This window comes from Nocardia mangyaensis (assembly GCF_001886715.1).
In the GTDB taxonomy this organism is placed as follows: Bacteria; Actinomycetota; Actinomycetes; order Mycobacteriales; family Mycobacteriaceae; genus Nocardia; species Nocardia mangyaensis.
In genome coordinates this window covers 1888957-1907405 of sequence record NZ_CP018082.1, presented here as the reverse complement: position 1 = coordinate 1907405, position 18449 = coordinate 1888957, and the positions used below count along the sequence as shown (strand labels likewise).

20 protein-coding genes are annotated in these 18449 nt (G+C 69.2%); 13 read left to right on the top strand and 7 right to left on the bottom strand.

Annotated features, from left to right (window positions below):
• Window positions 1-84 precede the first annotated feature (84 nt).
• Both BOX37_RS08605 and BOX37_RS08600 read left to right on the top strand, forming a co-directional pair.
• A complete protein-coding gene (locus BOX37_RS08605; protein WP_071931294.1) occupies window positions 85-648 on the top strand; it encodes a lipocalin family protein in 564 nt (187 codons plus the stop codon).
• Entirely contained in the window at window positions 645-1958 is a 1314-nt protein-coding gene (locus tag BOX37_RS08600; RefSeq protein WP_071927185.1) for a cryptochrome/photolyase family protein, read from the top strand. Before BOX37_RS08605 ends, BOX37_RS08600 begins: the two co-directional genes overlap by 4 nt.
• Before the next feature lie 7 nt (window positions 1959-1965).
• Here the strand turns inward: BOX37_RS08600 and BOX37_RS08595 are convergent, their stop codons facing one another.
• Window positions 1966-3018, bottom strand: coding sequence for a methyltransferase domain-containing protein (locus BOX37_RS08595; RefSeq protein ID WP_071927184.1), 1053 nt, complete (start codon window positions 3016-3018; stop codon window positions 1966-1968).
• A gap of 175 nt (window positions 3019-3193) precedes the next feature.
• On the opposite strand from BOX37_RS08595, the gene BOX37_RS08590 reads away from it, so the two are divergent.
• Window positions 3194-3514 (top strand): hypothetical protein, encoded by a 321-nt coding sequence (locus BOX37_RS08590; RefSeq protein WP_071927183.1) that lies wholly within the window; start codon window positions 3194-3196, stop codon window positions 3512-3514.
• 27 nt (window positions 3515-3541) lie between these two features.
• Here the strand turns inward: BOX37_RS08590 and BOX37_RS08585 are convergent, their stop codons facing one another.
• Entirely contained in the window at window positions 3542-3997 is a 456-nt protein-coding gene (locus tag BOX37_RS08585) for a PTS sugar transporter subunit IIA (protein ID WP_071927182.1), read from the bottom strand.
• Window positions 3994-4224, bottom strand: a complete 231-nt coding sequence (locus tag BOX37_RS08580; protein ID WP_071927181.1) for a PTS sugar transporter subunit IIB — start codon at window positions 4222-4224, stop codon at window positions 3994-3996. The genes BOX37_RS08585 and BOX37_RS08580 overlap by 4 nt, the downstream gene beginning before the upstream one ends.
• 227 nt (window positions 4225-4451) lie before the next feature.
• Between BOX37_RS08580 and BOX37_RS08575 the strand changes: the two genes are divergently transcribed.
• The 6 genes from BOX37_RS08575 (at window position 4452) to BOX37_RS08550 (ending at window position 10604) form a co-directional block, all read left to right on the top strand.
• Window positions 4452-5798, top strand: a complete 1347-nt coding sequence (locus BOX37_RS08575; protein WP_071927180.1) for a PTS transporter subunit EIIC — start codon at window positions 4452-4454, stop codon at window positions 5796-5798.
• A gap of 4 nt (window positions 5799-5802) precedes the next feature.
• Window positions 5803-6066, top strand: a complete 264-nt coding sequence (locus tag BOX37_RS08570) for an HPr family phosphocarrier protein (protein ID WP_071931293.1) — start codon at window positions 5803-5805, stop codon at window positions 6064-6066.
• Window positions 6066-7730 carry a phosphoenolpyruvate--protein phosphotransferase gene (gene ptsP, locus BOX37_RS08565; protein WP_071927179.1) on the top strand — a complete coding sequence of 555 codons (1665 nt, stop codon included), beginning with the start codon at window positions 6066-6068 and terminating at the stop codon, window positions 7728-7730. Before BOX37_RS08570 ends, ptsP begins: the two co-directional genes overlap by 1 nt.
• Window positions 7731-7904: 174 nt before the next feature.
• Entirely contained in the window at window positions 7905-9080 is a 1176-nt protein-coding gene (locus BOX37_RS08560) for an N-acetylglucosamine-6-phosphate deacetylase (RefSeq protein WP_071927178.1), read from the top strand.
• Window positions 9080-9859, top strand: a complete 780-nt coding sequence (gene nagB / locus BOX37_RS08555; protein WP_071927177.1) for a glucosamine-6-phosphate deaminase — start codon at window positions 9080-9082, stop codon at window positions 9857-9859. The genes BOX37_RS08560 and nagB overlap by 1 nt, the downstream gene beginning before the upstream one ends.
• A 1-nt stretch (window position 9860) precedes the next feature.
• Window positions 9861-10604, top strand: coding sequence for a copper homeostasis protein CutC (locus tag BOX37_RS08550; protein ID WP_071927176.1), 744 nt, complete (start codon window positions 9861-9863; stop codon window positions 10602-10604).
• A 176-nt stretch (window positions 10605-10780) separates the two neighbouring features.
• Here BOX37_RS08550 and BOX37_RS08545 read toward each other — a convergent pair whose 3' ends face one another.
• Together BOX37_RS08545 and BOX37_RS08540 are read right to left on the bottom strand one after the other, a co-directional pair.
• The gene (locus BOX37_RS08545; protein WP_071927175.1) at window positions 10781-11422 is read right to left on the bottom strand and encodes an HD domain-containing protein; all 642 of its coding nucleotides are present in this window, start codon (window positions 11420-11422) and stop codon (window positions 10781-10783) included.
• Window positions 11423-11464: 42 nt separating this feature from the next.
• On the bottom strand, window positions 11465-12163 hold the full coding sequence (locus BOX37_RS08540) for a class I SAM-dependent methyltransferase (protein ID WP_240505271.1): 699 nt from the start codon (window positions 12161-12163) through the stop codon (window positions 11465-11467).
• Between the two features lie 99 nt (window positions 12164-12262).
• Between BOX37_RS08540 and BOX37_RS08535 the strand changes: the two genes are divergently transcribed.
• The gene (locus tag BOX37_RS08535) at window positions 12263-12847 is read left to right on the top strand and encodes a TetR/AcrR family transcriptional regulator (RefSeq protein WP_071927174.1); all 585 of its coding nucleotides are present in this window, start codon (window positions 12263-12265) and stop codon (window positions 12845-12847) included.
• Here the strand turns inward: BOX37_RS08535 and BOX37_RS08530 are convergent.
• Window positions 12777-13076, bottom strand: a complete 300-nt coding sequence (locus BOX37_RS08530) for a hypothetical protein (RefSeq protein WP_071927173.1) — start codon at window positions 13074-13076, stop codon at window positions 12777-12779. The genes BOX37_RS08535 and BOX37_RS08530 overlap by 71 nt on opposite strands.
• Before the next feature lie 176 nt (window positions 13077-13252).
• Between BOX37_RS08530 and BOX37_RS08525 the strand changes: the two genes are divergently transcribed.
• The 3 genes from BOX37_RS08525 to BOX37_RS08515 all read left to right on the top strand — a co-directional run bounded on the left by BOX37_RS08525 (window position 13253) and on the right by BOX37_RS08515 (window position 16603).
• Window positions 13253-14185 (top strand): NAD(P)H-dependent flavin oxidoreductase, encoded by a 933-nt coding sequence (locus tag BOX37_RS08525; protein ID WP_071931291.1) that lies wholly within the window; start codon window positions 13253-13255, stop codon window positions 14183-14185.
• 39 nt (window positions 14186-14224) lie between these two features.
• On the top strand, window positions 14225-14779 hold the full coding sequence (locus BOX37_RS08520; RefSeq protein ID WP_071927172.1) for a TetR/AcrR family transcriptional regulator: 555 nt from the start codon (window positions 14225-14227) through the stop codon (window positions 14777-14779).
• A gap of 72 nt (window positions 14780-14851) precedes the next feature.
• Window positions 14852-16603, top strand: coding sequence for an alpha/beta fold hydrolase (locus tag BOX37_RS08515; protein ID WP_071927171.1), 1752 nt, complete (start codon window positions 14852-14854; stop codon window positions 16601-16603).
• A 213-nt stretch (window positions 16604-16816) separates the two neighbouring features.
• Here BOX37_RS08515 and BOX37_RS08510 read toward each other — a convergent pair whose 3' ends face one another.
• Window positions 16817-18448 carry a CocE/NonD family hydrolase gene (locus BOX37_RS08510; RefSeq protein ID WP_240505270.1) on the bottom strand — a complete coding sequence of 544 codons (1632 nt, stop codon included), beginning with the start codon at window positions 18446-18448 and terminating at the stop codon, window positions 16817-16819.
• Window position 18449 lies beyond the last annotated feature (1 nt).

Below are 18449 nucleotides of genomic sequence, written 5' to 3'. Positions count from 1 at the left end.
GCATCGAAATTTGCTACTGTGGCCAGACACCGACCCTAGGAGTTTCCCGTGCACTCTCGTCGCAACTCGTGGACCACCGGACTGATGATCGCCGCGGCCGTGGGCCTCGGCGCGGTGGTTCCCGGCGGGGCCGCCGCGGCACCGCCCGCGCCGGTTCCGAGCCTCGAACTCGACCGCTACCTAGGCGAATGGCGTCAGCTCGCGGCGATCCCCCAGCCGTTCAACCTCAATTGCGCGCGCGACACCACCGCGACCTACACCCTCGACCCGCAGGGCGACATCGGGGTCCACAACCGGTGTCACACCTGGACCGGCGGCGTCGACGAGATCCGCGGTACCGCGACCGTGAACGATCCGGACACCAACGCGCAACTGCACGTGAGCTTTCCCGGCGTCCCCGGCCAAGGCGAGCGGGAAGGCGACACCAACTACATCGTGACCGCGCTGGGCCCGGAGTACTCGTGGGCGCTGGTCACCTCCCCCAGCCGGCTCTCCGGCTTCGTCCTCTCGCGCACCCCCGCGCTCGATGACACCACCTGGCAGGACGTCGACGCCGCCATCCGCACCGCAGGCCAGGACCCGTGCGTGTATCTCACCACGCCGACCACCGGCGGCGATCCCGACGTGCGGCCCCTCTGCACGCGATGAGCGTCGCGGTCGCTCTGTTCACCCGCGATCTTCGGGTCCACGACAATCCGGTACTCACGGCCGCGACCCGCGCGGCCGACCGAGTGGTACCGCTGTTCGTCGTCGACGAGGCGCTGGTGCCGGACCGCTGCCCGCCCAACCGCGCGCACTTCCTCGCCGCCGCACTCGCCGAACTCGACGAGCAATTGCGCGCGCTCGGCGGTCGGCTGATCGTGCGACACGGCGCGGTGGTCGACGAGGTGCGGCGAGTCGCCGCCGAAACCTCGGCCACGAGCGTGCATCTGGCCGAGGACGTGAGCCGCTACAGCAGACATCGCGAGCACGCCCTGCGCGACCGCGCGGACGGCTGGTCGGTGCACTGCCATTCCGGCTCGGTGACCGCCACGTCCGCCGAGATCACGCCGTCGACCGGCCGGGACCACTTCTCGGTGTTCACCCCGTACTTCCGCCGATGGAGCGAGACCCATCGCCGTCGTCCCCTGCCCGCTCCTGGCTCGCTGTCCGTACCGCGCACGGCCAGCGATCCGCTACCGGAGGCACGCGAGCTCGCCACCGGGGAGCCGTCACCTCGATTGTCGGTCGGCGGCGAGACGACCGGTCGTGCGCTGCTGCGGGAGTGGCTCGACGGCCCGATCGGCGACTACGCCCGCGACAACGACGATCTGGCCGCCGACGCCACCTCACGGCTGTCACCCCACCTGCACTTCGGCTGCGTGTCCCCGACCGAGCTGGTCCACCGCGTCGACTCGACCACCGAAGGCGGACTGGCCTTCGTCCGGCAACTGGCCTGGCGCGACTTCCATCACCAGGTGCTCGCCGCGCGCCCCGACGCCGCCTGGTCGGACTACCGCCGACGGACCAGCACCGGGGCCGACGACGAAAAGTCCGTCGCCGCATGGAAAGACGGCCGCACCGGCTATCCGATCGTCGACGCGGGCATGCGCCAACTGCGCGCCGAGGGCTGGATGCCGGGACGAGCGCGCCTGATCACGGCCAGCTTCCTCGCCAAATCGCTGCGCCAGGACTGGCGGGTCGGCGCGGCGCATTTCCTGCACTGGCTCGTCGACGGCGACCTGGCCAACAACCAGCTCAACTGGCAGTGGGTCGCGGGCACCGGCACCGACACCCGCCCCAACCGTGTCCTCAATCCACTCCGGCAGGCCGACCGCTACGACCCGGACGGCGTCTACGTGCGGCGCTGGATCCCGGAGTTGGCACACCTGCCGGGCGCGCGGATTCACCGGCCGTGGCGCGAGGGAATCGTTGCGGGGGACTACCCCGCGCCACTCATCGAATGTGTGGGCAGCTGAGCGAGTTTCACGTGGCCAGGAGGTAGAAGCGCCAGAAGCCGAAGTCCTCGATCGGAAGAGTCCGCACGCTGGTGAAGCCGGCCTGCTCGGCGTATTCGCCCAGTTTGGCGGCGCGCATGACTGTGCCGGTGCCCGCCGAATCGGGGTGAGCCATACCGTCGGGCAGGCAGACCAGCAGGCTGAATCCGTACATGAGCCGATCGATCTCGCCCGCCGGTCCGGTGAACTCGGGTTCCACCGCTTCGTCCATCACGATCACCGCGCCGCCGGGGCGCAAGGCTTTCCGCATCGCGGATAGCACCGCGACGGGATACGGCATGTCGTGCACGCATTCGAAGGCGAAGGCCAGGTCGTAGGCACCTTCGGGGAGTGCGGTGGCATCGGCGTGCTGGAAGCGGACGCGGTCGCCGAGCTCGGCGGCGTTCTCGCGGGCCATGATGACCGAGGGCGCGTCGATGTCGTAGCCGTCGACCATCAGCTCGGGGTAGGCGCGGGCCAGCGCGATCGACGACCAGCCGCCTCCGGAACCGATATCGGCGACCTTGGCACCGGGGCGTGACAGCGCGTTGTCGACCTCGGCGACCTCGGCGAAAGCCGGAGCGAGGCGGTGCTCGAACCAGGGACGGTTCATGTCCGACTGGGATTCGCGCAGATCGGCGCCGTAGTCGGACCAGCCGACCCCGCCGCCGTCACGGTACGCGCGCACAAGCGCGGGCATCTGCACCGCCGCACCGGCGAACATCCGGGCCAGGGGCGCGAGGTAGTTGAGGCTGTGCCGGTCGGTGAGCACTTCCGCCGGTCCCGCCGGGAGGGCGAATCTGCCGTCGGCGCCGACCGTCAACACCCCGGTCGCGGCCTGCTGTTCCAGCCACTCCTGGGCATACCGCACGTCACCGCCCGCCCGCTCGGCCAGCTCACGCGCGTCGACCGGGCCGGCGGCCAACGCCTCGTACCAGCCGAGCCGATCACCGAGATACACCGCCAGGATGTCGACGGCGCCGAGCGCTGCGCCGAACAATCGCTCGGCGAACTCCTCACCGGTCTGCTCCACTGTCGTCACTGTTTGGTCCTCCCGAGTCCCAGCGGACTCCGCGGATCGCGGGGCCCCACTGTGCAGAACTACGGGCTGTCCGGCCCAGGGGTTCATTCCCGCCGCCAACGATTCGGTCTCCGAAACGCATTGTGCGGACAGTGTGCGCGAGACTGTTCGTGCGTCTCGAATGATCGGAGCAGTCATGAGACCAGCGACAATTCTCGGACCGGCCGCTTGCGCGGCGATTGCCATCGCCATCGCGTTGCCGACGGAGGCCGGCGCCGATCCGATCGCCGATCTGCTGTGCGGCAGCGGATCGAGCCAGTTCTGTCCGCCACCACCACCGCCGCCATCGGGCGAATGTCATCCGTCCTACGACCCGTGTCTCCCGATCACCAGCGATGTCGACTGCGCGGGCGGCAGCGGAGACGGGCCGGTCTACAGCGGACCGGTGCGGGTGATCGGGCCCGACGACTACGGGCTCGACAGCGATGGAGACGGATTCGGATGTGAAAACAGCTGACGCCGAGTAGGCGTCAACTGTTTGCGATTACGGCGAGTCGAACAGGAGGGCGCCGGGCTCCACGGCGGTGTCGATCGCGTCGCTGGTGACCGAGTCCTTGGCCGAGTCCATGACCACGATCGGGCAGATCGGCGAATAGCCGGTGGTGTCGATCCGGGTGGGATCGAAGGTGACGACAGGGGCTCCCGCGACCACCTCGTCGCCTTCGGCGGCGAGAAGTTCGAAACCCTCGCCTTTGAGCTTCACCGTGTCGATCCCCAGATGGACCAGGACGCCGACACCGTGGCCGAGGATCACGAAGGCATGGGGATGCAGTTTGACGATCTTGCCCGCGATGGGCGCGGTGACCACGAGTGGCCCCCGGGTGCGGTCGGGGTCGACGGCGACGCCGGAGCCGACCAGCTGACCGGCGAAGACCGGGTCGGGGACCTCGGCCAGCGCGACGACCTTGCCGGGCAGCGGAGCGAGCACCGGCACACTCACAGGATGTCCTCGATGTCCTCGGCGAGGGTGTCGGCTTCGGGGCCGACGACGACCTGCACGACCGAGCCCGCCTGGAGAACGCCGTGCGCGCCCGCCGCCTTGAGCGCGGCCTCGTCGACCTTGTCGCCGTCCTTCACCTCGGTGCGCAACCGGGTGATGCAGGCCTCGATCTCGACGATGTTCTCCGCGCCACCAAGGCCCTTGACGATCGCTTCCGCTTTGGACATGTGTTCTCCCCTTCTGCGGTGGTTGCCGATTCCAGTATGGGAGCCTCGAATGTGCGCCACGTCATATTTCGCGGTTGACATCCGACGGCCACCTGGTCAAACTGACAACTGGTTATGACCGGACAGTACCCGTCAGGGTCACTGGTTCACAATAGTTGTCCCGGATCGGCTGCGAAGTCCGACCGGCTCGCCGAGACCGCCGGAACGCCCGGCACGAAGAGGTCGACATGACTGCCGTTACCGACAGCCCCAAAAAAGAATCGAAGGTGTTCGCGGGTTTGCAGCGCCTCGGTCGCAGCCTCATGCTGCCGATCGCGGTCCTCCCCGCGGCGGGCATCCTGCTCCGCGTCGGCCAGGACGACCTCCTCGGCCGATTCTCCGCACTGGAGAGCACCGCCGCGGTCATCTCGGCCGCCGGACAGGCCGTGTTCACCTGGCTGCCGCTGATCTTCGCCGTCGGTATCGCGATCGGCTGGGCCAAGAAGGCCGACGGCTCGACGGCACTGGCCGCGGTGGTCGGCTACATGGTGATCAACGGCGTGTTCGAGGCGATGTCGCCGATCGTGCTCGAGGGCAAGACCGATCCCACCGGCGGCCAGGCGATGATCAACTACGGCGTGCTCGCCGGCATCGTGATGGGGCTGCTCTCGGCGATGCTGTGGCAGCGGTTCTACCGCACGAAACTGCCCGACTTCCTCGGCTTCTTCAACGGCAGGCGGCTGGTACCGATTCTGACCGCGGTCACCGGCCTGGTCGTCGGTGTCGGGATGGCGTTCCTCTACCCGGCGTTCAACTCCGCGCTCACCTGGGTGGGCGAGACGGTCGCCGAGAACACCGTCCTCGGCGGCGGCATCTACGGCGCGGCCAACCGCCTGCTCATCCCCACCGGCCTGCACCACATCCTGAACTCCACCGTCTGGTTCCTCGTCGGCGACTACAACGACGCCTCCGGCCAGCTCGTGCGCGGCGACCTCAACCGGTTCTTCGCCGGTGACCCGACCGCGGGCACCTTCATGACCGGCTTCTTCCCGATCATGATGTTCGCACTGCCCGCCGCCGCCTTCGCCATCTACCGCAACGCCCGCCCGTCGCAGAAGAAGCTGGTCGGCGGCATCATGCTCTCCACCGGTCTGACCGCGTTCGTCACCGGTATCACCGAGCCGCTCGAGTTCTCGTTCATGTTCGTGGCGTGGCCGCTGTTCGTCGTGCACGCACTGCTCACCGGTACCTCACACGCCTTGGTCAACGCCCTCGGCATCCATGACGGATTCACGTTCTCCGCGGGTGCGATCGACTATGTGCTCAACTTCGGCAAGGCGACCGACGCGTGGATGCTGATCCCGATCGGCCTCGGGTACGCGGTGATCTACTACGTGCTGTTCAGCTTCGTGATCAAGAAGTGGAATCTGCGCACGCCCGGTCGTGAGGCCGAAACCGATGTCGAGGTCGGCGCGCCGGATGTCGCCGCGACCGAAGCCGCGGCCGCGCAGACCGCGACCGGTGATACTCGAACCGACGCGCCACTGGTCGCCGAAGTCGAAACGAAGTTGGACAAGAAACTGGAAGGTGAGTGAGACCATGACCACCCGCACAGCCGTCGTCGGATCCACGGTGGGGCTGCACGCCCGGCCCGCCGCCAAGTTCACCCAGGCCGTGCAGGCCACGGGTGTCCCCGTTCGGATCTCGGTGGGCGACGGCGAACCGGTCGACGCCGCGAGCATTCTCGCGGTGATGATGCTGGGCGCCGGTCACGGCACCGAGGTGACGCTGCACGCCGACGGTGACGACACCGTGCTCGAGCACCTCGCCGAACTCGTCGCCTCGGACCTGGACGCGGCCTGATGGCCGAGCAGGTGATCCGTGGCCTCGGCGTGAGTCCCGGCGTGGTGAGCGCACCGTGGTTGCGATTCGGTTCGCAGCTCGAGACTTCCGCGCAGGACCCGGTCGGCGATTCGCCCGAGCGGGAGCTCGCCCGGGTCAAGGACGCCCTCGGTGGTGTGGCCGACGAGATGGCTGCGCGCGCCGCTCGGGTCAGCGGCGTCGCGGCGGAGATCCTGACGATGTCGGCGACGATGGCCCGTGATCCGGGCATCGTCGCCGCCACCGAGAAGGAGCTGGCCGCCGGAATGCCGACCGCGCACGCGGTGCACCTGGCCTTCGAGGGGTTCTGCGCCAAGCTCGAGGCACTCGGCGGATACATGGCGGAGCGGGCCACCGACCTGCGCGACATCGGTGGCCGTACGGTCGCCGTGCTGCTCGGACAGCCGATGCCGGGGATTCCGGAGCCGGGGTATCCGTTCGTGCTGGTGGCTCGGGATCTCGCGCCCGCCGATACCGCGATGCTCGGCGACAGCGATGTGGTCGGGCTGCTCACCAGCGAAGGCGGGCCGACCAGCCACACCGCGATTCTGGCGAAATCGCTGGGACTACCCGCGGTGGTGAACTGTCCCGGAACCGACCTCCTCGTAGACGGCGCGCCGGTCCTGCTCGACGGCACCACCGGTGAGGTCGTGATCGATCCGAGCACGGCCCGCCAGCAGGCTGCTACCGAACGGGCGGCCGCGGACAAGGCACGCATCGCCGCCGCGAGCGGGCCGGGGCACACCGCCGACGGCACACCGGTGAGCTTGCTGGTGAACATCGGCACTGTCGACGACGCCGTGAAAGCCGGACCCGTCGACAGCGAGGGCGTCGGACTGTTCCGCACCGAGTTCATGTATCTCGGTAAGCCGTCCGAGCCGTCGCTCGACGAGCAGACCGCCTCGTACACCGCGGTGCTCGAGCAGTTCGCCGGGCGCCGCGTGGTGGTGCGCACCCTGGACGCGGGTTCGGACAAGCCGTTGCCCTTCCTCGATCTGGGGACCGAGGAGAATCCCGCGCTGGGTGTGCGTGGCCTGCGGATCGGGACGGTGTTCCCGCAGACACTGGCCACCCAGCTGACCGCGCTGGCCCGCGCGGGCGAGGCGACCGGCTCCGAGCTGTGGGTGATGGCGCCGATGGTCGCCACCGCCGACGAGGCCGCCGGATTCGCCGCGCTCGCCCGCGAATCCGGGCTGCGCAAGGTCGGCGCGATGATCGAGATCCCCGCGGCGGCCCTGCGCGCGGTCGATCTGCTCGCCCACCTCGACTTCGTCAGCATCGGCACCAACGACCTGAGTCAGTACACCTGCGCGGTCGACCGGATGGCCGGTGGGCTCGCCCACCTGCTCGATCCGTGGCAGCCCGCCGTACTCGATCTGATCGCGATGGTCGGTGCGGCCGGAGCGGCGGCGGGGAAATCGGTCGGGGTGTGTGGTGAGGCGGCCTCGGATCCGACGCTGGCACCGGTACTGGTCGGACTCGGGGTGACGAGCCTGTCCATGTCGGTGCCCGCCCTGCCCGCGGTGCGTGCGGCCCTGTCGGCCGTCGACATCGAGCGGTGCCGGGACGCGGCGGACGCGGCGTGTGCCGCAAGGAATCCGCAGCTGGCGCGCGAGGCGGTCGCGGCGATCGTCGGGCATCCGTGAGCGTCCCGACAATCGCGTGGCCGGTCCGGCTGCCCGCCGGTCCGGCCACGCGGCAGCAGGCCGCGTCGACTCCCGGCGGATTTCGGTGACGCCGTGGCGGGCGCGGACCAATGCCCGGCAAGAGCCCCGCCTCCCCCGGCAAGACCATGCCGATGTCTGTCTGGTGGCGGCGCGGTGAGCCGACCGAATGTCGTGCGCGGGCATCTCGTCGGGACGTCGGTCGGTGAGATCGCCGATGGTGTCGTCGAATTCGACGACGGCCGGATCACCTGGGTCGGGCCCGCGGTGGATCGGGGCGGCGGCGCGTTGCTGCCGCCGGTCAGCGACGACCTCGTCCTGCCGGGACTCATCGACCTGCACTGCCATGGCGGCGCCGGGTTCGGGTTCCCCAATGCCGATGGCGACGGCGCGCGCATCGCGGCCGCGCATCACCGCCGCCACGGCACGACCGGGTTGCTGGGCAGTCTGGTCTCCGCCCAGTCCGACGCGCTGGTGCGCCAAGCGTCGATGCTGGCCGACCTCGTGACCGACGGCGACCTGCTCGGCGTGCACCTGGAGGGTCCGTTCATCAACGCGATCCGCTGTGGCGCACAGGATCCCGCGGCGATCATTCCCGGTGACCCCGATCTGTTCGAGCGGATCTGCGCGGCGGCGCGGGGTACCGTCCGCTCGATGACGCTCGCGCCGGAGACGGCGAACTTCGACGCGCTGCTCACCGCGATGCGCTACCACGAGGTGCTGCCCAGCCTCGGCCACACCGATGCCGACGCCGCGACCACCGCGGCCCGCATCGCCGACGCGGTCGGTGCACCGATCACGGCGACCCACCTGTTCAACGGGATGCCGGGACTGCACCACCGCTCCCCCGGCCCGGTCGCCGCCTGTCTGGCGGCCGCGGGCCGCGGCGAGATGGTGGTCGAAGTGATCGCCGACGGCGTGCATCTCGCGCCCGAGACCGTGACGATGGTGTTCGACACGGTCGGAGCCGACCGGATCGCACTGGTTTCCGACGCGATGGCGGCCGCGGGAATGAGCGACGGCGACTACCGGCTGGGTGCGCTCGATGTGCGCGTTCATGACGGTGTCGCCCGGCTCGCCACCAGCGACGGATCTCCCGGCGCCATCGCGGGCGGCACGGCCACGCTCCTCGATGTCGTCCGCTGGGCCGTCCGGCACGCGGGGATCCCCCTCCTCGACGCGGTCACCGCGGCCTCCCGCACCCCCGCTCGCGTGCTCGGCCTCACCGACGAGCGCGGCACGCTCTCCGTCGGCGCACGCGCCGACCTCCTCGTCACCGACCAGTCATTGCAACCGCGACGGGTGTTCGTCGCCGGAACGGAAGGAACCTGATGGAGATCGTGATCCGGGCGGACGAGCACGAAGTGGCCACCACGGTCGCCGACATCGTCGGCGGTTACGTCGAGCGCGGCAACGCGATCCTCGGCCTGGCCACCGGGTCCTCGCCGCTGGGCAGTTATCAGGAACTGGCGCGACGCTGTCGCGAGGGCGAGCTGGATTTCTCGACCGCGAGCGCGTTCCTGCTCGACGAATACGTCGGGCTGCCGAAAGACCATCCGCAGTCGTACTTCTCGGTGATCCGGTCGGAGTTCGTCGACCACGTGAACCTCGACCCGACCCGGGTGCTGAGCCCGAACGGCGAAGCCGGCGACATCGCGGGTGAGGGCAGGCGATACGACGCCGCCATCGCCGCGGCGGGCGGGGTCGACGTGCAGTTGCTCGGCATCGGCACCGACGGGCACATCGGCTTCAACGAGCCCGGATCGGCGCTGACCTCGCGGACCAGGGTGAAGACACTGACCGAGCAGACCCGCAAGGACAATGCCCGCTTCTTCGACGGTCCCGAGGATGTGCCGCATCACGTGCTCACCCAGGGCCTCGGCACGATCAACGAGGCCGGTCACCTGGTGATGATCGCCCTCGGCGCCGGGAAGGCCGATGCCATCGCGGCCGCGGCCGAGGGGCCGCTGTCGGCGTTCTGCCCGGCCTCGGTGATGCAGTGGCATCGGCATGTCACCGTGGTGATCGACGAACCTGCGGCGAGCAAGCTGAAGCTGGCGGACTACTACAAGTACGCGCTGGCGAACAAGCCGGCCTGGCAGTCGTTCTGAGGTGACCGCGCTCGAGTTCGCGGTGCAGGACGTGGCGGGTGCGCACGGCGCCCGCCGGGCCGGGGCGGATCGGGTGGAACTGTGTGCGGCGCTGGGCAGTACCGGCGGGCTGACCGCGAGTATCGGCACGATCGAGGCCGTAGTCGGGGCCGGGGTTCCGGTGCACGCGCTGATCCGTTGCCGCGCAGGCGGTTTCGTGTACACCGATGACGACGAGATCGCGGTGATGAACGCCGACGCACGGGCGGCGGTATCGGCCGGAGTGGCGGGCTTGGTCGTCGGGGCGTTGACCCAGGACCATCGAGTCGATGTCGAGGTGATGCGCAGGGTGCTCGACGGTATCGAAGTCGACGACATGGAACTCACCTTTCATCGGGCGATCGATCAGATCGACGACCGCTCAGCAGCATTGGACACCTTGATCGACAGCGGAATGACCCGGGTACTCACCTCGGGCGGCGCATCCCACTGTGCCGAAGGTCTCGGCGAACTCGCCGCGATGGTCGAGCACGCCAGGGGGCGGATCCAGATCATGGCGGGCGGCGGCGTCACCGTCGGCGACATTCCCGGCCTGCACCGAGCCGGGGTCGACGCGATCCACCTGTCCGCCCGGCGGGTTGTCCCCGACGACGGCGGTCCCGGCGGTGGTGGCACCTCGGGTCACGAGCAACTGGACAACCACCTCGCGGCCGCCGCGGCGGAGCAACTGCGGTCAACAAGCAGCGCCGAACATCCGACTTCCTAGCGCTGGGTGTGCGAACAGCAGCCGAGCGCGAGCCGAGTTGCTGGTACCCGTAGGACCCGCTCTGGCAGGCCGATGTCTCGGGTTCGGCGACGCCGTCCGCGCTGGGTCGTCCGCTGAGTCAGTGAACGTTCAGCGCGGGGCCACCGGTCGATGGCGGACGCCGAGCAGCCAGGGACTCACACCCGTTCGGCGAGAATCCGCTCCGCTTCCCCCGGGTCGCAGTCGAAGGCGGCTTGTACCGCCGCGATCGCCTTCTCCCGCTCCCCCACGGCGAACAGACGGTCGATCTCGACCCACTGATCGGTCGGCGGCGCCACCGACAGATCGAGACACTGTTCGAGCCTTTCCCACATCCGCGCCACCGTCGGGTCGTCGGGTAACAGCCCACCGAGGTGCGCTTTGAAGGTGGGGTGTTCGGTGCGGTACATACCCATCCAACTGCTGGCGGGCGGGCTGGCCTCCGCATTGGCGGTGCGGTCGGCGAGTTTGAGGATCACGGCCCGTGGGTGCGCGGCGATCTTGTTGTAGGCGTCCAGGTTTCGCGCCTTGCGATCGGGGCCGACGCCTGTGACCGCCCAGACCAGATCGAGAACCTCACGGCCGAAACGGGATTCGACTTCCGCGGCGGTGACGGGTGTGTCCTCGACGACATCGTGCAGCCAGGCGGCGAGCGCGAGATCACCGCCGTAGCCGAAGTCCGCGAGCACGCCGCGCACCGCCGCGAGATGTCTGCTGTACGGATGCTCCCCGTAGCGCTGGTCGCCGTGCGCTGCGACGGCGAACTCCCGCGCCTCGGCTTCGCGCTGATCGAACGTCATGCCACACCCCCGTGCTCGATTCCGATCCTGTCGAAACCGACCCTAGCCGAGGCCACCGACAACATCCGCCGATCCGTCCGGCGGGGCGCTGCCCTCGGGTTTCACGGCGGTCAGGATACCGGTCTGGTACCGGCTGTCGGTGTAGTCGAGGTCGGTGAAGCCCACCGCACGCAACTGCTCGGCGTAGCGGCGGATGTCGACCTCGGCGAACGGGTCACCGGACCGCCGCGCGAACACTCGGCGCATCCACGGCGCGGGCGCCGCGTCGGCCAGCAGGACCCGACCGCCAGGGCGTAGCACTCGCCACATCTCGGCGAGCGCGGCGTCGCGATGCTGCTCAGGAACGTGGTGCATGACGAATGTGCAGGTGACGACATCGAATTCGGCGTCTGCGAACGGGAGTTCCTGCGCGGGTCCGCGCTCGTAGCGATGATTCGCCGCCCGGTCACGCCGCCGATTGTCGGTGATCGCGGTCTCCGACGGGTCGACCCCGACCGCGACACCCGACCCTCCGACCGCGGCACCCAGCGCCCGAACGAGTTTGCCCGGCCCGCAGCCGATGTCGAGCGCGCGCTCCCCCGGCGCGGCACGGGAGATCGCGGCCAATTCGGTGAGCAACCGACGATGCCTGCCGAGAAAGAACACCGCGGTGAACACGTTGTACCGGCGCAGGCCCGCGATGACCAGGCCGGTGTCACTGTTGTCGACGAACATGGGAGTGAGAAGCTGGTTTCCTGACATGCGTCCATGGTCGAACGCCGACACCGCGCCGACCAGGAACAGAACGGCCGGATCCGTCCGTTTCCGGACAGATCCGGCGTATCCGTCCCGGGAGGAACGATGGCCGAGTACACCGATCGCCGGGTCCGCCGCACCAGAGACCACCTCCACCGAGCGCTGATCGAGTTGATGATCGAACGGGGCTACGACCGGGTGACGGTCAGCGACATCATCGACCGGGCCGATGTGGGACGCTCCACCTTCTACGCCCACTACCGCGACAAGGACGACCTGCTCCTGGTCGGCTGCACCGAGTTCCTGCGCCGCGAGATCGCCCGCACCACGGTGCCCGGCTCACCACTCGGCCCGCTGCGGGTGATGTTCCACCTCGCCGCGCAGTACCCCGAGGTGTACCACCCGCTGATCGGCCCGAAAGCCACCACGACGGTGCTGCACGCCTACCGGCGCGGGGTCGCCGACATCGTCGGTGAACTGCTCACCGATCAGCCCGCCGACACCGTCGCGTTCCTGTCGTGGGGACTGCTCGGCCTCCTCGGCGTGGTGATCGACCCGGTCGCGCCGGTGCCGCCCGCCGCGGCGTGGCAGCGTTTCGAATCCCTGGCCCTGCGCGGACTCACCCTCGGCGGCGCAGATCCGGCCACGGCGGACGACGCAGAATCGCCAGCGCCACGACCACCCCGGTGACCAGACCGATCATCTCGCCCAACTGGGCGATGCGGGTGGCATCGACCGCCGGCGTCCAGTGCGCGCGGCCGTCGTGGAGCACGAACACCCCGACCGGCTTCGCCGAACGACCGAAACCGCCGCCACGGGCCACGGTGATCACCGTGGCACCGTCGGTGGTCCGGATCGGCTCACCGAACACCATCGGCGACTCGGTGACCATCTGTTCCAGCCGATCCCTGATGGTCATCCGAGCCCCTGTTCGTGGTAGCGACAGTGCGACCATACGCGTCCCAGCATCCGCCGGGTCCGCGAAACAGGCCCGCACGACGCGACCGGGAAAGTCGGTACGGACTGCCATGATGATTCGCCGGAGCCGCGACGAAAGGTGATGAGCCGATGAGCACTACCTCGGAGCCCGATCCGATCCTGTCGACCACCTGGTCCCGCGCGCTCGGATTACGGGTGCCGGTGGTGAACGCGCCGATGGGCGGCGCGGCGGGCGGCCGGCTCGCGGCGGCGGTCACCGCGGCGGGTGGGCTCGGCATGATCGGCATGGGCAGCGCGGGCTCGGTCGACGCGCTCCGACGGGAACTCGTCGAGGCCGGTGACGCTACCGTGGGAATCGGACTGGTGGACTGGGTGCGCACCCGCGAGTCCGATCTGCTCGACACCGCGATCGCCGCCGAACCCCGCGCGCTCTCGGTCAGTTTCGGGACCGATTTCTCCTGGGTGCCGGCCGTGCGGGACGCGGGCATCCGCACGGTGACCCAGGTCTACGACGTGCCCGGCGCGCACCGCGCCCAGGACGCCGGGATCGATGTCCTCGTCGCCCGCGGCAGCGAAGGCGGTGGTCACGGCGCCGATCGCCTCGCCCTCCTGCCGCTGCTCGACGCGGTGCTCGAGATCGCGACCGTTCCGGTGCTGGCGGCGGGCGGAATCGGTTCGGGGCGCGCCCTCGCCGCGGTGCTCGCGGCAGGGGCGTCGGGGGCGTGGCTGGGCACCTGTCTGGCCGCGGCCGAGGAATCCCTGCTGCCGGAGAACGCCCGCCGGGCCATGCTCGCCGCCGACTCCACCAGCACCGTCCTCACCACCGCCTTCGACGAAGCACTCGATCTGCCCTGGCCACCGATCTACCCGGCCCGCGTGCTGCGCAACGAGTTCACCGATCCGTGGTCGCGGCCCAATGGCGACGAGGAGCCCCCGAGTACCGAAAGACTGCGCGAAGCCATCTATTCCGATGATCCGCGGCTCGCTCCGGTCGACGCGGGGCAGGGCGTCGGCCTGGTCACCCACGTCGAGCCCGTCGCCGTCACCATCGAACGCCTGTCCACCGACGCCGCCGCCCTGCTCGGCTGACGGTTGCCAAAATATGTCGATCGGTCTAGTTTTGGGGGCATGGGCAAGAAGGGCGCCGAGACGCGGAGCAAGCTGATCAGGGCCACACGCTCGCTGATCGAGTCGCAGGGCTACTTCGGCGCCGGACTCAATCAGATCGTGCAGGACAGCGGAGCGCCACGCGGGTCGCTGTACTTCCACTTCCCTGGCGGCAAAGACGAACTGGTCTCGGCGGCACTCACCGAGAGCGGGGCCGACATCGCCCAGATCATCCGCACCATCGAGGCGAGCGACGCCCCCGATTTCGCCCGCAAGATGCTGACCCTGCTCGGCGATCAACTCGAAGCCTCGGACTGGACCATCGGCTGCCCTGTCGCCGCCGTCGCGTTGGACACCGCATCCACCAATACCGCGGTGCGGCAATCCTGCTCGGCTACCTATCAACTCTGGGAAGAGGCGATTCGCGAGCGACTGATCGGCTTCGGCCACCCCGAACCGGAACGTGTCACCACCGTGGCACTCGCCCTGATCGAGGGCGGACTGATTCTCGCCCGCACTCATCGTGACCGCCGGCCGCTGCGCCAGCTCGCCGACACCATCGACATGCTGATCTGACATCGCGCGCCGAACACAGCCCCAATCCATCTCCCAAAAATATGCCAATCGGTCTATAGAAAGAAGTGCATCATGGTCACCACCGACTCGATCGTCTTCGGCGCCGCCGGATTCATCGGCCGCTCCCTCGTCGCCGAACTGTTGCGCACCGGACACACCGTCACCGCCGCGCTGCGCGCGGGCAGCCACGATCGGCTCCGCACCTGGCTCGACAGCCACGACGTCGACACCACCGCGCTGACAATCACCACCACCGACATCGGCGAACCGGATCTGGCCCTCGGCAAGCCGATCGAAGGAGTTCGCGATGTCTACAACGCGGCCGCGCTGATGAAATTCGGCCTCGATGCCGACGTGGCCCGCCGGGTCAATCTCGACGGGGCCCTGCACGTGCTGGAATGGGCCGCGCGGCAACCGGATCTGCGGCGCATCGTGCACATCACCGGCTACCGCGTCCAGGGATCGGACAACAGCCTGGAAGCCGACTACCGCAACGGCGCGTACGGCGCCTCGAAGACCGAAGCCGACGTCTTGCTACGCGAGGTCGCCGCCGCACGCGACATCCCGTTGACCTTCGCCAACCCCGCCGGGGTCCTCGGCCCCGGCCAGTACTTCGGGCTCGCCGACATCATCGACAATCTGTGGCGGGGCCGGTTGCCCGCGCTGCCGGGCTCTGCCGACACCTTCATCCCGGTCGTCGACCTCGACTACCTGGTGCGAGTCATCGCCGGACTGCCCACGCTGCCCGACACCGTGGGCCGGTCCTACCCGCTGCTCGACGCGACCACGCCGAACCTGCCCGAGTTGATCCGGCTGGTCGCCGACCACTTGCGCGTTCCGGCACCACGTTTCACCATTCCGGTCTCGGTGGTGCGCCGACTCCCCCGGGCACTGTCGCACGCCGATCCCGAAACGTTGCCGTTCATCAGCGACGACCGCTACGACACCACGGCGAGCGAGGACGTCGCGCGACGGCTCGGTGTGGCGCATCCGCCGGTCGGCGACCTTCTGCGTACCTACGCCGAGGGGATCGTCGCCACCCGCAACGGCGCCGTCGACGCACCGGCGCACGCCGGATTCCGGGACGGCACCTGGGTGAGTGGCGATCAGCGGGACCCCGGTTACGTTTTGTTGCACGGGATTCCGATCGACAGCGATTCCTGGCTCGACGTCACCCAGCGATTGGACCGACCGTATCTGGCGGCCGATCTGCCCGGGCTGGGACGATCGGCGAAGTCGACTGCCTCGCCGGGCGACTGGGCCGATGAGCTCATGGCGCCGGTGCGCACCACGCCGGTGCTCGTCGGTCACTCGCTCGGGACCGGACCGGCGATCGAGTTCGCCCTGCGTCATCCCGAACGGGTGGCGCGGCTGGTACTGATCGCGCCCGCCCTTCTGCAACAGCCCGCCGCGTGGCTGATCGGCACACCGATCACGGCAGAGGTGGTCAAGCGGCTTCCCACCGCGAAACTCGCCGAGTTGCTCGGCACTCCGGACGGCCCGGCAATCGCCTCGGCTGCGGCCAACCTTCGACGTCCCGGTGTCGCACAGCGCACCTTCGCTACGCTGCGCGCTGCCGGTGCAGCTGCCCGCCGGGCCGAACTCGCCGCGAAACTCGCACGCGTGCAGGTCCCGGTCGACATCATCGTCGGCGCGAACGATCCGCTGACCGAACCGACGGGCCACTCTGTCATCACGATTCCCGACACCGGCCACTACCCGCACCTGACACATCCCGAACTGGTGGCGCAGATTCTGCGCGGTGAACCTCCCGCCACGACAGCGGGATCGGTTCAGAATTCCCGTCAGGGCATCACGACCTAGCGCCTGTTCCAGCGGCAAGCGGTCCCCAGCGCCCTGTTGGGCGGTTGATCACCAGGCTCTCAGCATCGGCCCCGAGACGCGAACGCCACCATCGCCTGCTGTCCGTCTGTCCAGGATGTGAACGCACCCTTTGCCGCACCGCTGTGGGCGCCGACAAGGGCCGTTGCCCTCTACACCCCCGCGTCGGGTGTAGAGGGCGCGAGGGAGACGTGTTCAGTTCACGGTGGGCAGTTCGACTGCGTGTGCGGGATCGGACAGCATCGCCTGGTCGAGGTGGACCGCTTCGACGTTGCGCCAGCGTTCGTGCCAAATGGGGACGCCGCCGGTCAGGTCCAGCTCACGCGGAGTGGTGAGCAGCGGCAGGTCGAGGCGCGCCGAGGTCACCGTGATGATCGCGTTCGCCGGGATGTGCGACCAGACGTCGTCGACGACATCCGTGATGCGAATGCCGAGCCGATGTCCGATGTCGAGCCGGGCGTCCTGCCAGAGCAAGCGGATCTCGGCGTCCGGGCCGACCGGAGCGATGCCACGCGTGAAGACCGTGGCCTGCCCGTCCGGGGCGATGTCGTAGAGCTCCAGCGCGACGGTGGCATGGTGTGGTCCCGCCAGCTTCAGCGAGGCCGTGGCGCGTCCGGCCAGGTGCACGGGCTCGGACACCGGCGCCGAGATCGACCAGATCTCACGGTCCGGTCCGGGCAGCAGCCCACGATCGGTGTAGGTGCCGGTCCGCAGATCGACCGACACTCGACGGGAATCAGTCGGCGGCCAGACAGGCTCACCACGCCACCCACCGTCGAACTGGCCGACCGTGACCGGCGGGCCCGGCACCTCCACCTCGGCACCCGCCACATGCCGGTCGAGGAAGGCGAACAGTTCATTCGCGAAATGCGGTGTCCCACAGCGAGTACTGCAGTCGGAGTGTCCCCACTGCCCGAACCACGCCCGGTGCTCGCCGGGACCGCGCGCCTCCCACGCCTCGATGACGCGGTCGGCCCTGGTGTTGGAGTCGAGGAAACTCTGGCCGAGGAACAGCGGAATCGTATTGCCGCGCAGCGCATCGACCATGTTGCGCTCCTGCCAGCCAGGGTTGGCACCGTTGTGGTCGGTGGTGAGTGCCAGGTAGCCCTCGGCGCAGCCCGGAGGCATCGCGACGGCATTGGCCCGGTACTCGTCGGAGTCCGACCAGTGACCGGGCGTCGAGGCGATCGCGAGATGCTCGGCCCCCGCGGTGTCGGCGGGCCGAACCCCGTCCTCGGTCAGCGGCTTGCCACCGAATTTCCACGCCGTGCCCTGCATGTACAGATAGGAGTACGGATCGACGACCGGTTCGAACGCCGCCACCGCGGCCAGCCCCTTCGCCTTCCCGGCCAGCGCCATCATGCCGGTCCAGCCCTCATACGACGTCCCGACCATCCCGACCCGCCCCGTCGACCACGGCCGGCTCGCCGCCCACTCCACCGCGGCCACCACATCCGACTGTTCCCCCGGCCCACCGAAATCCGGACACCCGTTGGACCCACCGAACCCCCGAAGATCCACGATCACATAGGTGTACCCCGCCCGCAGCGCCCACTCGACGGGCAGATTCTCCGTCGACGGCCCGCCCTCGGGCCGTGGCTGACTCAGGTAGGCCAGATGCGCCCGATACGGACTCGCCGTCAGGATCACCGGCGTCCGCTCATCGGCCGCCACCCCCGCCGGCCGCAAGATGTCAGCATGCAACCGGGTCCCATCGGGCGCGGTCAGATACTCCTGCGTCCACGTGTACTCCACCGTCAACGGCTCAGCCGTCACCGGCACCGCCACTGCCAGCACCAACGCCACACCAACCGCTACCCGCGCCACC

Excerpts from the sequence above, each read along its gene's own strand:
- BOX37_RS08575 (WP_071927180.1), top strand. The coding sequence starts at position 4,452 with ATGACTGCCGTTACCGACAGCCCCAAAAAAGAATCGAAGGTGTTCGCG.
- BOX37_RS08545 (WP_071927175.1), bottom strand. The coding sequence starts at position 11,422 with ATGACGTTCGATCAGCGCGAAGCCGAGGCGCGGGAGTTCGCCGTCGCA.
- BOX37_RS08600 (WP_071927185.1), top strand. The coding sequence starts at position 645 with ATGAGCGTCGCGGTCGCTCTGTTCACCCGCGATCTTCGGGTCCACGAC.
- BOX37_RS08515 (WP_071927171.1), top strand. The coding sequence starts at position 14,852 with ATGGTCACCACCGACTCGATCGTCTTCGGCGCCGCCGGATTCATCGGC.
- BOX37_RS08535 (WP_071927174.1), top strand. The coding sequence starts at position 12,263 with ATGGCCGAGTACACCGATCGCCGGGTCCGCCGCACCAGAGACCACCTC.
- BOX37_RS08540 (WP_240505271.1), bottom strand. The coding sequence starts at position 12,163 with ATGTCAGGAAACCAGCTTCTCACTCCCATGTTCGTCGACAACAGTGAC.
- BOX37_RS08530 (WP_071927173.1), bottom strand. The coding sequence starts at position 13,076 with ATGACCATCAGGGATCGGCTGGAACAGATGGTCACCGAGTCGCCGATG.
- BOX37_RS08590 (WP_071927183.1), top strand. The coding sequence starts at position 3,194 with ATGAGACCAGCGACAATTCTCGGACCGGCCGCTTGCGCGGCGATTGCC.
- nagB (WP_071927177.1), top strand. The coding sequence starts at position 9,080 with ATGGAGATCGTGATCCGGGCGGACGAGCACGAAGTGGCCACCACGGTC.
- BOX37_RS08605 (WP_071931294.1), top strand. The coding sequence starts at position 85 with ATGATCGCCGCGGCCGTGGGCCTCGGCGCGGTGGTTCCCGGCGGGGCC.
- BOX37_RS08570 (WP_071931293.1), top strand. The coding sequence starts at position 5,803 with ATGACCACCCGCACAGCCGTCGTCGGATCCACGGTGGGGCTGCACGCC.
- BOX37_RS08520 (WP_071927172.1), top strand. The coding sequence starts at position 14,225 with ATGGGCAAGAAGGGCGCCGAGACGCGGAGCAAGCTGATCAGGGCCACA.
- BOX37_RS08580 (WP_071927181.1), bottom strand. The coding sequence starts at position 4,224 with ATGTCCAAAGCGGAAGCGATCGTCAAGGGCCTTGGTGGCGCGGAGAAC.
- ptsP (WP_071927179.1), top strand. The coding sequence starts at position 6,066 with ATGGCCGAGCAGGTGATCCGTGGCCTCGGCGTGAGTCCCGGCGTGGTG.